A 13,763-nucleotide genomic window follows, 5' to 3' on the forward strand; every position below is an offset into this window, starting at 1 on the left:
AGCGGAACCGAGTCCCAGGAGTCGCCCATGCCCGTCCTCCGGTCCCTGAGAGCACGAGTGACCCGCGCCGCCGCGGTGGGCGCCGCACTGGCCCTGGCGGCCTCGGCGTGCGCGCCGAGCACCGACGGCGGCGGCGAGGGCGGCGACGGGGACGTCACCCTCACGGTGTGGTCGTGGCGTCCCGAGGACGCCGACGGATACGAGCGGATCTTCGCCGCGTTCGAGGAGCGCAACCCGGGCGTCACGGTGGAGTTCCGCGGCTACCAGAACAGCGAGTACCCCGCGATTCTGCAGACGGGGATGACCCAGTCCTCGGGCGGACCCGACGTGGTGCAGCTGAAGCCGTTCGGCCCGATCCAGTCGTTCATCGCGGCCGGGCAACTCGTCCCGCTCGACGAGGAGGTCGACCTGTCGGACTGGCCCGAGGAGGTCGTCGCGGCGGCGCGGGGACGCGAGGACGGCCGGCTGTACGGGGTGCCTTTCGCCTTCCAGACCCTGGGCGTCCTGTACAACGAGGGGCTGTTCGCCGAGCACGGCCTGCGGCCGCCGGCGACCTGGGCGGAGATGACGGAGGCGGCGGAGACACTGCGCGACGCCGGCGTCATCCCGTTCGCGACCGCCGGAAGCGACCCGTGGGTGCTCGCGATCCTGCGCGAGACCATGGGGGCGACGCGCGCCGGAGGCGCGGAGTTCGCCGAGGACGTGCTGGCCGGGCGCACCGACTTCACCGACCCCGACTACACCGCGTCGCTGCGGACGGTCGCGGACCTGGCGCCATACCTGCCCGAGGACGTCACTGCGGTCGGCTACACCGACGCCCAGACGCTCTTCACGAGCGGTCGCGCGGCGATGTACCCGGGCGGCAGCTACGAGCTCGCGCCGTTCGCGACGGCCGCCCCCGACCTGGAGATCGGGTACTTCGACGCACCGCCCGCGCCCGGCGCCGTGGTGGACACTCCGCTCACCCCGGGCTTCGCCGACGGCTCCTACGGTGTGAACGCCGCGTCGCCGCACCGCGCCGAGGCGATCGCGCTGGTGGAGTGGATGGCCACCGAGGAGTTCGGGCAGGCGTTCGCCGAGGAGCTGCGCCAGATCCCCGCCGTGCCGGGGGTGCCGCCCGCCGACCCGCTGCTGGCCGAGATGCAGGCCAACTACGAGGAGCACGGCACGCCGTACATGATGAGCGTGCACTTCGGCTACGGCGATCCGCTCGGGCGCGACGCCGAGGGGCAGGCGCTTGCCGACATGCTTCTTGGCCGCAGCACCGAGGAGGAGGCGGGCGAGCGGATCCAGAGGGAGATATCGGCGTGGTTCGAGCCGACCGGCTGAGGCCGGTCGAACCGGGTACCGGCGGTGTCGCCGCGCCCGCGCGGGCGCGGCGACACCGGACCCGCCGTACGGGGACGGGCTACCGGCCGCCGTGGTGGGTGCTGGCGCTGTTCGTGCTGCCGGCCCTGGCACTGTACACGGTGTTCATCGTGTACCCGCTGTTCAGCGCGCTGCAGTACAGCCTGTTCGACTGGCAGGGCACCCGGCGGGGCGGGCCGGCGGGGCTGACGAACTTTCAGCACCTGTTCAGCGGGGTCTACGGCGAGCGGCTGTGGCGCGCGTTCGGGCACAACCTGGTGTTCTTCGCCGGAACGCTGCTGGTGCAGACCACGCTCGGGCTGGCGTTCGCCGTGCTGCTGCGGCGGTCGCGGGCCGGCCGGCGGTTCCTGCAGACCGCGTACGTGCTGCCGCACCTGGTCAGCCCGATCGTCGTCGGCTACCTGTGGAGCCTCATGCTCAGCCCGCAGTTCGGCGCGGTGAACGCGGCGCTGCGCGCGGTGGGCCTGGACGCGCTGGCGCTGCCGTGGCTGGGCGACCCCGCCCTGGCGTTGCCCACGCTGGTGCTGGTGAACGTCTGGCAGTGGGTGGGCTTCCCGATGCTGCTGTTCACCGCCGCGCTCGCCGGGCTGCCGCCGGAGTACGAGGAGGCGGCCCGGGTGGACGGCGCGTCGGCGTGGCGGGCGTTCTGGCACGTCACGTTGCCGCTGCTGGTGCCGGCGATCGGCATCGTGAGCGTGCTGACCTTCGTGGGCAGCATGAACGTCCTGGACCTGGTGTACGCGATGCGGGGGTCGCAGGGGGCTCCGGGCGGCGCCACCGACGTGCTCGGGCTGCTGTTCTACCGGACGGCGTTCAGCAACCCCGATCCGGGGGCGATCGGGCAGGCGTCGGCGCTGGCCGTGGTGATGTTCGTCTTCATCTTCGGCATCTCGATCGCGGCGACCCGCGTGCTGCGCCGCTGGGAGGCGAGGCTGCGATGACCGCCGGAGTGGTGTCCGCCGCGCGGCCTGGCCGCGCCCGCCGCGACCCGGCGGCGGTGCTGGGCGCGGTCGCGGTGCGCGTGCTGCTGTGGGGCTACGCCGTGGTGGCGCTGGCTCCGCTGGTGCTGATGGCGGTCAACTCGCTGCGCCCGGAGACCGAGCTGCGCGCCCGGCCGCTGGGGTTGCCGACGGTCCCGGAGTTCGGCAACTACGCCCGGGCCTGGACCGAGGCGGACTTCGGCGGCTACTTCGCGAACTCGGTGTTCGTGACGGTCACCGCGGTGCTGCTGGGCACCGCGGTCTCGGTGCTGGCCGGGTACGCGCTCGGCCGGTACACCTTCCCGGGCAGCGGGCTGCTGCTCGCCTACCTGCTGGCCGGGCTGATGATCCCGATCCGGCTGGGGATCGTGCCGGTGTTCTATCTGTTCGACGTGCTCGGGCTGCTCGACTCGCTGTGGGGCCTGGTGCTGGTGTACGCGGCGAGCGGGGTGCCGTTCTCGGTATTCGTCCTCACGGCGTTCTTCCGGCAGCTGCCGGACGGTCTGGCCGAGGCGGCACGGATCGACGGGGCGGGTGAGTTCCGGCTGTTCGGCCGGATCATGCTGCCGCTGGTGCGGCCGGCGCTGGCCACCGTGATGCTGTTCCAGTTCATCCAGTTGTGGAATGACTTCTTCTTTCCGCTGGTGCTGATCCGCGACCAGGACCGGTACACGCTGCCGGTGGGGCTGACCGCGTTCTTCACCGAGTACGGGCTGAACGAGTCGCTGCTGTACGCCGGACTGGTGATCACCACGCTCCCGCTCGTGCTGCTGTTCCTGCTGGCGACCCGCCAGGTGGTGGACGGGCTGACGGCCGGCGTGCACCGGTGACGCCCGGCGGGCCCGCGGCACGGGGCCGCGCGGGCCCGCCGGGGCGGCATCCGCGCGGGCGCGGCCCGTCACTCGTCGGCAGGTTCGGCGGCCTCGGCCAGCCATCTGCTGAGGGCGGCGGGCGGGTTCAGCCGCGTCGCGCGCGCGGTGTTGCCGCTGTCGCCGGGCACCACCTCGACGTTGACGAGGACGGCCGCCCGCTGCGCTCCGGAACCGAACAGGCCGTCGCGGTCCAGGCGCGCCACCGCCGTCTCCATCGCGCGCAGCCGGAGCTCGTACTCGGAGTCGCCGTCCTCCTCCGGTAGCTCGAAGACCTGGGGCCGCGCGTCGAACAGCTCCCGGACCGGCGCGAGGTACCGCTCGCCGTAGCAGCAGAACGGGGAGTCGGCGTAGGACCAGCGCAGTGCATCGGGATCGGCGCCCGTACGGTGCGCGGCCTCCGCGAGTGCCTCGGTGGACCACGCCGACAGCGCGGGACCGTACGCCTCGCCCGGAGTGACCAGCACGCAGTAGTAGAAGGTGTGGCCGGGGTACTCCCGGAACAGATCCGCGACAGCGGCGCGGGCCGCCCGGTACACGGCGTGGGCGAGATCCGCCTCGGTGGGCACGGACGCGGCCGCGCCGTGCGGCGGCCGGGCCTCGGCTGCGCTCTCCGGCACGCTCAGCCCCGTTCCAGCGCGGTGCCGAGCAGTCCGAGCGGCGGCGAGCCGAGGTCGAGCATCGCGGTGTGGAAGCGCTTCAGGCTGAAGTCGGCTCCCCAGCGGGCACGCGCCTGGTCGCGCAGCCCGAGAATCACCAGCTTGCCCCACGTGTAGCGACCATAGGTGGGGTCGTGCGCGGCGCGTTCGGCCTCGGCGCGGGCGGCCGGCCCTGTCAGGTGGGTGTCGGCGGCGAACCGGCGCGTTGCCTCCTCGACCGTCAGGGCGCCGGTGTGCACGCCGATCGCGGACGCCAGCCGGGTGACGCGGATCAGCGCCTCCAGCCACACCCCGATCTCCAGATGCGCCGCGGTGAGCCCGCCGTCCGGGAACCGGCGCGCGGCTGCCGCGGCGAACCCCTCTTCCAGGCACATCTCCTCGGCGTAGTGCGCCCAGCCCTCGGCGAAGGACATGGAGAACAGCGTCCGCCGCACCTGCCCGGGCGCGCGGCGCAGCGCTCTGCCGTGGGAGAAGTGACCGGGGGCGACCTCGTGCACCGTGATGCCGGGCAGCGTGGTGGCGCTGAACATCTCCAGCCACTCCGCGGCCTCGCGGGGCTCCCACGCGGGATCGGGAGGGGTGACGTAGTAGTAGGTGGGGCCGTCGGGTTCCGCGGGCCCGGACCAGCTGAGCATCGCCGTGGCCCACCGGCGGGAGGCCGGCGACGTCGTCACGAGGCACTCGCCGTCGTGATAGGGCACGAGGTCGCGTTCCCGGGTGAACTCGATGGAGTAGTCCGTCCACGCCCGGGCGGCGTCCAGCACGCCAAAGGAGTCTGGGTGGTCGCGCACCAGGGTGCGGGCGACGTCGAGCGCCGGGCGGTCGGGGTCGATCCGCGCGGCGGACTCGGCGAGCAGCGCGGTGAGGCGGTCGCGCTCGGCGTCGGCCTGCTCGGCCAGCCGGCCGAGATCGACCTCGGCGGCCTCGGAGGTGCCCATGAGGCGGGCCAGCGCGGCGCCGCCCAGCGCTGCGCTGGGGTCGCCTTCGGCGGCGGCGTACTCCAGGTGGGCGATCAGCCGCCCGTGCGCGGCCAGCGCGCCCGCGCGCAGCTTCTCGGGGACGCCGGCCGGAACGCCGTCGGCCAGGCCGCGCGCGCCGGGCAGCAGCGCGGTGGCGACGGGCGCGCTCACGCGGTCCAGGGAGGCGATGGCTGCGTCGACGGCGTCGGGCCAGGCCGCGAGGTGCCGCTCGACGGCGGACCGCCGCTCGGCCTCGGGCGCGTACGCCTTGTCGTAGCAGCAGAGGTCGAGCTCCTCCAGGTGGTAGCCGGGGTTGGACCGGTGCAATTCGAGCTCGCCGAGCTCGTACCGCAGGCCCTGCTCCACGGCCGCCAGGTGCGCCTCGTCGTGCGGGTCGTCCTGTGGCTCGCCCGCCCCGAGACGGGCGAGCCCGGCGCGCACGCCCTCGGGTGACAGATCGGCGATCCGGCCGTCGTACTCGTGCCGACCGCCCTCCTCCCGGATGGTCGCGACGGTGAGATCGGCAATGGCCCGAAGCCGGGGAGCGAGATCGTCCATGCCCAGACCATAGAGGACGGGTGACCGGCGACGCCGACCGATTTTCCCGCCTGTGGAGAACGGAACGGTGAGCCGACGAGCGAACGTAACCGGCGCCGCCCCGCGCCGCAGGCCCCTCCCGCGGGGCCGGTGAAGCAGAACGAGAAGGCGAACGTGACCGGGAGTACCGGACGGCGAGCCGACGAGCGAGCGGAGCCGGTGCCGCCACTCTGGCCCGCCACCGGGCCGGGAAGCGCCGCCGGACCGGAACCGGGCGGAAACGCGCTGGCCGGTTCCGGTCGGCCGTCCTCGCGCGCCGCGTTCGGGAACCCGGCGGCGGCGCCCTACGTCGACTGTCCGTGAGCGGACTGCGCGCAGTAGTGGACAAGATGCGGAAGTGGTGGCTGCCGGCGGCGGCCGGGCTGGGGGCGGTGGCGCTGTTCGCGCCCGTCACGTGGCTGCACGTGAGCACGGCGCAGCAACGGTATCCGGCCGACGACGTGCCGGCCCGCGCCGTCGCCGTCGTGCTGGGGGCCGGGCTCAGGTCGGACGGGCGGCCGACCCGGTTCCTGGCGGAACGGCTCGACGTCGCCGCGGAGCTGTACGGCCAAGGCCGGGTCGAGGCGGTGCTGGTCACCGGAGACAACAGCCGCCGGTCCTACAACGAGACCGACGCGATGCGCGACTACCTGGTCGCCGCCGGGCTCCCCGCAGCCAGAGTGGTGGGCGACTACGCGGGCTTCTCCACCTGGGAGTCGTGCACCCGCGCCCGGCGGATCTTCGGCGTCCGCGAGGCCACCGTCATCACCCAGGCGTTCCACCTGCCCCGGGCGGTGGCGCTGTGCCGCGCGGCGGGCATCGACACGGTGGGGGTCGCGGCGGTCAGCAGCGACGGATACCGGCTCGGCGCGATGGGCTACGGCTACGTACGCGAGGTCCCGGCCGCGTTCAAGGCCGTCCTCGACGCCACCGTACGGCCGGACCCCACCTTCCTGGGCGACCCTGAACCGGGAGTGCGGGAGGCGCTCTCGTCCCCGCGCGGCTGACGGCGGCGGGACCACGCGGGAGGCCATGGTCACGAGGCGGGCCGCTCGCTGCGCCCCACGGCCGGAGGCCACTCGTGCTCCGGTATCCCCGCGCGGCCGGCCGCCGCCGGATCCGGTTCGAGGGGACTACGCCCGGCGAGCGCTCTCCGGCACACCCGTGCTGCGCCCCGCCCTCCCGCCCGCCCCGGGCGGAGACGCGGCGCGATCCGTCGCCACCGGTGCTGCCCGCCGCAGGGTCCGTACCCGGCCGAGGTTCCGGCGGCACGGCACCGGGAAGACGTTCATTGACCTTGACAAGAAGTCAAGGTCTAGCGGCACCGCCATGACGGCCGGTCCGAACACCGACGAACCGAGCACCACGCACCCGGTCGACCGCGCCGTCATCGAGGAGTTCCGGCGCAACGTGGGCCGGGTGAGCGGGGACTTCGCCGGGACCGGCCTGCCGCCGCTCACCACGCGCGGCGCCCGGAGCGGCCTGCCGCGCACCACTCCACTGGTGTACCTGCCCGACGGTGACCGGCTGATCGTCGTCGCGTCCAACGGCGGCGCTCCGGCGGCGCCCGGCTGCTTCCACAACACCGTCCGCTCGCCGGACGTCTTCGTGGAGGTGGGGGCGGAGCGGCTCCCGGCACGGGCCGTCATCGTGGACGAGCGCGAGCACGACCGGTCGTGGCGGCGGCGGGTCGAGCGGGACCCCGCTTTCGCCGGATTCCGGGCCCGTGCGGGCCGCACGATCCCTGGTGGCACTGGAACGGGCCGCTGCCACGGACGCCGGATAGCGGCGCCGGCCGGCCTCACTCGGCGTCGGACAGCCGGGCCAGGTGAGCGGGGTCGGCGGGGTCGGTCACGGCCGGTGCGGGGCGCAGCACGGCGTCGCGCAGGGCCTTGGCGTTGGCCCCGATCTCGCGGGCGTAACCGTGGAGGGTGGAGCGCGACCGCCCGCTCAGGCTGGCGTCGCCGACCCCGACGGCGTCGATGCCGACCGTACGGCACAGCGCCACCGCCCGGGGCAGGTGGAACGCCTGGGTGACCACGGTGGCGGCGGTGATCCCGTACACGTCGCGGGCCCGCACGCAGGTGTCCCAGGTGCGGTAGCCCGCCGGGTCGGCCGCGATGGCGGACTCGGGGATGCCGCGCGCCACGAGGTAGCTCGTCATGCTGTCGGTCTCGAACCGCGACCTCGCCTCGTTGTCCCCCGACACCAGAATGGCCCGCACCCGCCCGGCGCGGTACAGCTCCGCGGCGATGTCCAGCCGGCGGGCCAGCAGGGGGCACGGGCCGCTCTCCCAGACGGCGGCTCCGAGCACAATCGCGACCGGCCGGACCGGCACACCGTCCAGCCGGTGCCGGCGCCCCGCGCTCACCGCGTACGTCCAGGCGGTCGGCAGCAGCGCCAGCATGACGCACCCGCCCACCGCGCCCAGTACCGCCCACGTCATCCGCCGCACCCCGCCGATCTCCGCTGCCGTCCCGCGTGCACGGCACCAACGTAGAGGATCCCGGGCGCTCCGTTGCGCGTTTCCACCGCACCGGACGCCCTGCGGCGCAGGGGATGCGGGCGCCCGCACCACCCCGCGCCGAACGCGGAGCAGGGCGGACGGCGAGCTCCCGCGCCCCCTGCCGGGCCGCACGTCCCGGGGACGGTCAGCCGATCTCGATGGCGATCTTGCCGCGGGTGTGCCCTTCAGCGCTGCGCCGCTGCGCGTCCGCGGCCTTCTCCAGCGGGAAGACCTCGCTGACCTGCACCCTGACCTTGTTCGCCTCGACCAGCTCCACCAGGGCGGTCAGGTCCGCGGAACTCGGCCGGACGAACACATACGTTCCGCCCCGCTCCTTGATGGAGACGTCCACGATGGACGCCTCGCGAACCCCCGGCGCCCCGACCTCGCCCGTGACCGCGAGCGCAGGACCGCCCACGAGATCCAGCACCGCGGTCACCCCGCCGGGCGCGATCTCCCGCACGCGCTCCGCCAGCCCGTCGCCGTAACTCACCGGCTCCGCACCGAGCGAGCGGACGAACTCGTGATTGCGCTCTGACGCGGTCCCGATGACCCGCGCCCCGAACACCCGCGCGATCTGCACGGCGAACGTCCCCACCCCGCCGGCCGCCGCGTGCACCAGCACCGTGTCGGCGTCGGTCACCTTCAGCGCGTGCACCAGCGCCTGGTAAGCGGTGAGCCCCGCAAGCGGCAGACTCGCCGCCTGCGCCCAGTCGAGGTTCCCCGGCTTCCGCGCCAGCGCCCGCACCGGCGCCGCCACCTTGTCCGCGTACGTCCCACGCCGGACCACGTCCTCGCGCACGTACCCGATGACCTCGTCCCCGACCCCGAACTCCGGCGCCGCCGCCCCGGACGCCTCCACCACGCCGGCCACGTCCCACCCGGGGATGACGGGGAAGAACGCGTCCATGATCCCGTCGAGGTACCCTTCGCGAAGCTTCCAGTCGACCGGATTGACGGAGGCCGCCTTCACCCGCACCAGCACCGAGTCCGGCCCGACCTTGGGATCGGGCACCTCGGCCATCCGCAACACCTCGGGGCCGCCGTACTCGTCGTAGACGATGGCTCGCATGGTCGTCTCCTGTCGCTCGCTCCACGATTACGGTCTCGGACAACATGCGGGGCACGCCCGCCATTCCCAGTGCCCGGGCGCGGCCGCGTCCACCGCCATGGAACGGAGCCGCCCCCGTGCGGTGCACCGCGCTGCGGAAGCCTCCTCTCACCGGGAAGACCGGCCGTCAGCCCGGTACGGCCGACTCCGCTCCCGCCCTCCCGGGCAGGTGCGGAACGAGGTCCGGGCGGTCGCAGGCGGTGAAGACGTGCGCGAGGAAGTCGATGGACTGCCGGACCAGGAGCTTCCTGGAGTCGTCCTCCAACCCGGCGACCAACGCGAAGCACAACTCCACCACCCGGGCCACGTCGGACTCCGCCGTGGTAGTCGGCTGCCCACCGCTGATCCCATCCAGCGCCTGCCCGACCTGCGGAAGCCGTTCCACGTGTTCGGGGTACTTCATCAGCCACCACAGGCGCGCGAGGTTCCCGTCCCGAAAGACGCCGTCACGCAAATGCCGGATCTGGCGGACCATGTCCTCCTGCTTCCGGAGCTCGATCACCGCTCGGTGGTTCGCCGCCTCGATCTCGCGGGCACGCTCCATGTCCGCCTCATGCGCTGAGATTTCGGCCGTCGCCCATGAAGCAGCCGGACCCGCAGGGCTGCGAAGAGACAGCAGCCGCTCATTGACGGCGAGTTGGGCGTTACCGGAATCCACGATCGAGTACCCGACGCTGACCTGATCGGCCGCTGCCCGGGCTTCCTGCTGAGCATCATTGATGAGCTTCGCCCGCGACCGGCCGTTCTCGCCCGCGGGCAGCAGCCGCAGCTTGAAGCAGGCGGTGAAGTACAGTCCTTCGGTCCCGCTTCGCAGGCGGGCCGTGAACGGAGCCTTGATCTCCTTCTCACGCTCGAACCCGAACAGCCTGCCGAAGAACAGTTCGCTGCGACCGTTTGTCCCCGTCATCACTGGCTCCCCGCCTGTGCGTGCACTGACGTCGTGAAGGAGCCGGAACGCAACGGATCCTGCTCCAGCACATGCCGCAGAACCGCTGCGACACGAGGGTCAGCGGTGCCTGTGGCCACCTCCCAGGAGACGATCGATCGCGCCACCATGTGCACACGAGGGAAGCTCCCGCGCACGGCCTCGGTGAAGACGCCGACCACGACCTCGGGTGGCACGGTTTCTCGGACGAGGGCAGCCATCCACACGTCCACGGTCTGATCGACGGTTTCACGGTCAGCGTGCGTCAGGACGAGTTCCCATGCCTTCGTCACCGCCGGCACGTCGACCTCCGCCTGCGACGCGCCGTCCCCGACCACGAGCAGCGCCCCACTGTCCGTCGATTCGCTCACCAGCCGGACAAGCGCCTGAAGGGCGACGCCCACGCGTTCCCGACGCTGCGCGTCCGACACCCATTCGAACAGTTCGGCCAGAACCAGCGGACGCACGGCCGCCTCCGCCCAGAGCGTTCGCAGTGCGTCGTGAACGGCCCCCTGTACTTCTGCGTCGCCGTGATCCGCGAGCCACTTCAACCGGGTAAGTGCCGAGTTGGGGAAGCTCATCCCGTACCCGGCGCACACCTCAGCCACCACCACTGCCGTGCGTGTGGAGACCGGCCGCTTCGCCTGCTCGTAGAGACGCCGCCGGAGGTTTCGACCGGCCCTTGGCTGCTCGGCGACCCTGCGGCCGATACTCACGGCCAAGCTGCGGGTCTGGGAGGTTTGGGCCCAGCTTTCGAAGAGTTGCCCCACCCACTGCCAGTCGTTGTGGCGTTCCGCCAATTCCAACCAGCGTTCCGCGATCTTGGACCGCCAAAGGGCTGGGAATCTGCCCGTGGCCACCTTGCCGCTCCAGTTCAGCAGGGCCGGCCGAACGCGCGGGTGCTGTTCCCAGAGGTAGTCCAGAACAGCCGACGCGTAGGCGACTCTCTGGAAGCGGACTCGGCGCCCTGGTGTCACCTCTGCCGCCACGGCGGCCATCGCAGAGTCCAGTCCAGGGCCTGAGATGCCCGTCGGGTCCGAGGGGGGAACGGCGAGTTCCTCGGCGAGCAAGTCGGCCGCCGCGAGAACGTGGTCCGCGGCCTCGTTCTCAAGGATCGCGACAGATGCCAGCAGCACCCGCTCGTAGGTCCGCTCAGCCGCCAGGCGCTCGGCGAACCAAGGTCGCAACTGGTCCTTCCAATTACCGAACGCCTGAATGGCGGTGTTGATCCAGTCCTGGTCAGTGTCACCATGCGATGCGGCACCCCGCGCTTTACCCGCGAGGCGAGCCAGTCGAGCCGCGTCCCCCGGCTGAGCTCCTCGCAGGGCGCCGAGGATACGCGAATCCGAACGCCAGACCTGCGGGTCGATCGGCGCGAGCGCCATCAGGTGCCGCTCGAAGACTTCGACGGCCGGAGGAGCGGAGATCCGAAGCACAGAGACGGCGTCGGCTGCGGTTTCGAGCCACTGCTCGGGGCGGAGCACGATGACCACGGCAGAACCACGCTGCTTCGCCTTCGTCGCGTAACCGAGAAGCACACGGAATCGGCCTTCGCTGAGCGGGCTGTTCTCGGAGAGGTCCAGCACGTAGCCTTGGCCGGACTCGCACGGTAGCTTCGGCAGACTCCAGTCCTCGTCGTCCTCCAGGGTGATCGGGCGCGGCGGCACGTCGAGGAGGTCCGCAGTGCGCATCGCCGTCGTCCAGCGCCCGTTCCCCGGTTCCCCGATGACAACACCGAAGCGGCTCTTCGTGACTTCGGCGATGAAGGCATCGAACCCGTCAGGAGCGACGAACCTCCGCCTCAACTCCCTGAGATCGTCTTCGTCGATCTGGCTGGCCTCGATCAACTCCCCCGTGAATTGGTAGCTGTAGGTCTGATGCACGCCACCGTCGATCCGTCCCGCCTGAACGATCAGGTCGGCGTCTCCGCCGTTCCAGTTCGTGGCCGGCGCCATCGTGCCCACCATGCCCCGCGGCCCTTCCAGGGCCTCAGCCGATCGCTGGCTCACTTCTGTCCCCCGTTCCACGTGATCCCACCCTGGAAGGTCTGTCCCTGGATGATCTGCTGGGCGTTACCGCTGTTGTGGTTTCCGCCCGCCGCCCCAGAATCCGGCGCGACGCCCGTTTCGGTGGCCGGGGCCGGTTCGCTCTCGTCCGAAGCCGCCCGCCTACTGCCTTTGGCGTCGGCGCGCCATGTCGGGAACGGGATGTACAGATACCCCTCGGCGTCGAACTCCTTCGCTGGCATGTCCACATGCACGGCACGGAACCTGCTCGGGGGCACGCCCACGAACCCGCCCAGCACGGCGTCCTCATACACCCGACGCGACACGATGGCAGCGAGCAGCGTGGCGTCCGGGTCGGCGTTGTCCAGCTCATCACGGACGGGGTCGGAGTCGAGCAGGCGGTGAGTGTGGTTCATCGCTCCGCCGATCCCGTCGGCCGCCCCACCCTCGCACGCGTCCGGCAGCGGGCCGACGTCGATGCTCGCCCGCAGTCGCAGCCGCAGGTTTCGGTCGTGGGCGGCCAGCTGGGACCGTGCGTCTTCGAGGGTCTCCTGGAGGCACCCGAGCAGCGGGTGGATGAGGAAGGGGAGGTTCCGCGGTTCAGCGCCGATGACGTAGCCGTCACCGGCCGCCTGCGGGAACCGGCGGTTCGCCCAGACTTCGGCCAGGTTGCTCCTCTGGAACGCCACTTCGAGGATTCGGGGCACCGCCTGACTGAGGATCTGCTGGTCCAGGTCCGGGTTCCGGGTGTACCTGACGATGTCGACAGCGAGCACTGCCTGGTACGGAGGAAGCGGCACACTGACACGTGGCGCTCGGCGCTCGAAGCGCAGGATGTCGTTCATGGCACCTCATTCGGGATCGCGGGGCGCAGCCGGTCGGCCGCGCCCCTTGACGATCCGCCGAGTACCGTCGGAGCAGTATTCAGAACTGAACACAACTCCCATGTGTGTCACGCGTCACTGCCCCCATGCGCGATGGCGCGGAGCCGGTCGAGATCGTGGACGGCGACGAATTGCCGGCCGGTGCGCACGATTCCCAGTTCCCGGAACCGGATGAACGCCTGCGCAACGGACGAGCGGGAGGCCCCGATGTGGTCGGCGATGTCTTGCTGCGACAACCCGAAAAGCACACCTTGGCGCGACGTCCGCCCGTTCGCGGTGACGTCGGGGGCGATGTTCTCCCCGCCGAAGGCCGCCAACTGCACCAGAATCTTGGCCAGGCGGCGCTCAGCCGGCAGAGCGGCCTGATCGGCGCGCGTTGCGTCGCTTTCGATCTGGCGAACGACGAAGTGCTCAAGCAGGGCCGCGTCCAGGCCCATTTGGTTGACCAGTTGCCGAAAGCGCTCTCTGAGCACCACATGTGTGTAGCAGGTACCGATCGCGGTGACCGTTGCCGAGCGTGGTCGGCCTGTGATGACCGCCATTTCCCCCAGAGCCTCGCCATAAGAGCGGACCACAAGGAGCACCTCCTGACCGTCCGGGCGGACCATGCTGACCTTGACTCTCCCTGCGACCAGCAGGTGGACGCTGTCCCCCGGCTCTCCCTGGCGCATGATCTGGGAGCCCGCCTCGTGGCGGCGCCGGGTGCCCGCCTTTATGAGTCGGGTCCACTGGTCGTCGGTGAGGACGCCGCCGAATCCCTGTCGTGTCACGCGTTCCCTGTTCCGGTTTTTCGCACTGGCTTTTGCCGGTGAGTGGTGGATTCCGAGAAGAGGTTTCCCACCCCGGGATCCGAGCTGGCCGTCACGCAAGCGATTGGCCGCATCCGGCCCTTTTGTCAGCACCATCCGTTACAAGATCAT

Annotated in this window: 12 protein-coding genes and 1 pseudogene; 5 read left to right on the forward strand and 8 right to left on the reverse strand. The window is 71.7% G+C overall.

Features of this window, described 5'->3' with window-relative positions; genetic code table 11:
- Positions 1-27: 27 nt before the first annotated feature.
- Genes ACFQRF_RS19495 through ACFQRF_RS19505 form a run of 3 tightly spaced genes read left to right on the forward strand, consistent with a single transcriptional unit; the run spans position 28 to position 3,178 of the window.
- Entirely contained in the window at positions 28-1,329 is a 1,302-nt protein-coding gene (locus ACFQRF_RS19495; RefSeq protein ID WP_379872566.1) for an ABC transporter substrate-binding protein, read from the forward strand.
- Positions 1,308-2,309: a carbohydrate ABC transporter permease gene (locus ACFQRF_RS19500; RefSeq protein ID WP_379872567.1), complete on the forward strand. Its 1,002-nt coding sequence runs from the start codon at positions 1,308-1,310 to the stop codon at positions 2,307-2,309. Before ACFQRF_RS19495 ends, ACFQRF_RS19500 begins: the two co-directional genes overlap by 22 nt.
- Positions 2,306-3,178, forward strand: a complete 873-nt coding sequence (locus ACFQRF_RS19505) for a carbohydrate ABC transporter permease (protein WP_379872568.1) — start codon at positions 2,306-2,308, stop codon at positions 3,176-3,178. Before ACFQRF_RS19500 ends, ACFQRF_RS19505 begins: the two co-directional genes overlap by 4 nt.
- Positions 3,179-3,246: 68 nt before the next feature.
- On the opposite strand, the gene ACFQRF_RS19510 is transcribed toward ACFQRF_RS19505, so the two are convergent.
- A complete protein-coding gene (locus tag ACFQRF_RS19510; protein ID WP_379872569.1) occupies positions 3,247-3,837 on the reverse strand; it encodes a DUF4303 domain-containing protein in 591 nt (196 codons plus the stop codon).
- A gap of 2 nt (positions 3,838-3,839) precedes the next feature.
- The gene (locus ACFQRF_RS19515) at positions 3,840-5,393 is read right to left on the reverse strand and encodes a DUF885 family protein (RefSeq protein WP_379872570.1); all 1,554 of its coding nucleotides are present in this window, start codon (positions 5,391-5,393) and stop codon (positions 3,840-3,842) included.
- A 338-nt stretch (positions 5,394-5,731) separates the two neighbouring features.
- Between ACFQRF_RS19515 and ACFQRF_RS19520 the strand changes: the two genes are divergently transcribed.
- Positions 5,732-6,418, forward strand: a complete 687-nt coding sequence (locus ACFQRF_RS19520; protein WP_379872571.1) for a SanA/YdcF family protein — start codon at positions 5,732-5,734, stop codon at positions 6,416-6,418.
- Positions 6,419-6,740: 322 nt separating this feature from the next.
- Positions 6,741-7,145: pseudogene (locus ACFQRF_RS19525) on the forward strand (nitroreductase/quinone reductase family protein); the annotation flags it as partial.
- A gap of 67 nt (positions 7,146-7,212) precedes the next feature.
- Here the strand turns inward: ACFQRF_RS19525 and ACFQRF_RS19530 are convergent.
- The 6 genes from ACFQRF_RS19530 to ACFQRF_RS19555 form a co-directional block, all read right to left on the reverse strand.
- On the reverse strand, positions 7,213-7,857 hold the full coding sequence (locus ACFQRF_RS19530; RefSeq protein ID WP_379872572.1) for a SanA/YdcF family protein: 645 nt from the start codon (positions 7,855-7,857) through the stop codon (positions 7,213-7,215).
- 205 nt (positions 7,858-8,062) lie between these two features.
- A complete protein-coding gene (locus ACFQRF_RS19535; RefSeq protein WP_379872573.1) occupies positions 8,063-8,989 on the reverse strand; it encodes an NADP-dependent oxidoreductase in 927 nt (308 codons plus the stop codon).
- Between the two features lie 166 nt (positions 8,990-9,155).
- Positions 9,156-9,935 carry a hypothetical protein gene (locus ACFQRF_RS19540; protein WP_379872574.1) on the reverse strand — a complete coding sequence of 260 codons (780 nt, stop codon included), beginning with the start codon at positions 9,933-9,935 and terminating at the stop codon, positions 9,156-9,158.
- Positions 9,935-11,920: a hypothetical protein gene (locus ACFQRF_RS19545; RefSeq protein WP_379872575.1), complete on the reverse strand. Its 1,986-nt coding sequence runs from the start codon at positions 11,918-11,920 to the stop codon at positions 9,935-9,937. The genes ACFQRF_RS19540 and ACFQRF_RS19545 overlap by 1 nt, the downstream gene beginning before the upstream one ends.
- 38 nt (positions 11,921-11,958) lie before the next feature.
- Positions 11,959-12,804 carry a hypothetical protein gene (locus ACFQRF_RS19550; RefSeq protein WP_379872576.1) on the reverse strand — a complete coding sequence of 282 codons (846 nt, stop codon included), beginning with the start codon at positions 12,802-12,804 and terminating at the stop codon, positions 11,959-11,961.
- A 107-nt stretch (positions 12,805-12,911) separates the two neighbouring features.
- Positions 12,912-13,748 (reverse strand): Crp/Fnr family transcriptional regulator, encoded by an 837-nt coding sequence (locus ACFQRF_RS19555; protein ID WP_379872577.1) that lies wholly within the window; start codon positions 13,746-13,748, stop codon positions 12,912-12,914.
- Positions 13,749-13,763: the final 15 nt, after the last annotated feature.

The organism is Marinactinospora rubrisoli (assembly GCF_042664915.1).
GTDB classification, from domain to species: Bacteria; Actinomycetota; Actinomycetes; order Streptosporangiales; family Streptosporangiaceae; genus Marinitenerispora; species Marinitenerispora rubrisoli.

Bases quoted from the DNA above. Each gene is read 5' to 3' on its own strand.
- ACFQRF_RS19555 (WP_379872577.1), bottom strand. From the start codon at position 13,748: ATGGTGCTGACAAAAGGGCCGGATGCGGCCAATCGCTTGCGTGACGGC.
- ACFQRF_RS19535 (WP_379872573.1), bottom strand. From the start codon at position 8,989: ATGCGAGCCATCGTCTACGACGAGTACGGCGGCCCCGAGGTGTTGCGG.
- ACFQRF_RS19495 (WP_379872566.1), top strand. From the start codon at position 28: ATGCCCGTCCTCCGGTCCCTGAGAGCACGAGTGACCCGCGCCGCCGCG.
- ACFQRF_RS19515 (WP_379872570.1), bottom strand. From the start codon at position 5,393: ATGGACGATCTCGCTCCCCGGCTTCGGGCCATTGCCGATCTCACCGTC.
- ACFQRF_RS19540 (WP_379872574.1), bottom strand. From the start codon at position 9,935: ATGACGGGGACAAACGGTCGCAGCGAACTGTTCTTCGGCAGGCTGTTC.
- ACFQRF_RS19530 (WP_379872572.1), bottom strand. From the start codon at position 7,857: ATGACGTGGGCGGTACTGGGCGCGGTGGGCGGGTGCGTCATGCTGGCG.
- ACFQRF_RS19505 (WP_379872568.1), top strand. From the start codon at position 2,306: ATGACCGCCGGAGTGGTGTCCGCCGCGCGGCCTGGCCGCGCCCGCCGC.
- ACFQRF_RS19545 (WP_379872575.1), bottom strand. From the start codon at position 11,920: ATGGTGGGCACGATGGCGCCGGCCACGAACTGGAACGGCGGAGACGCC.
- ACFQRF_RS19550 (WP_379872576.1), bottom strand. From the start codon at position 12,804: ATGAACGACATCCTGCGCTTCGAGCGCCGAGCGCCACGTGTCAGTGTG.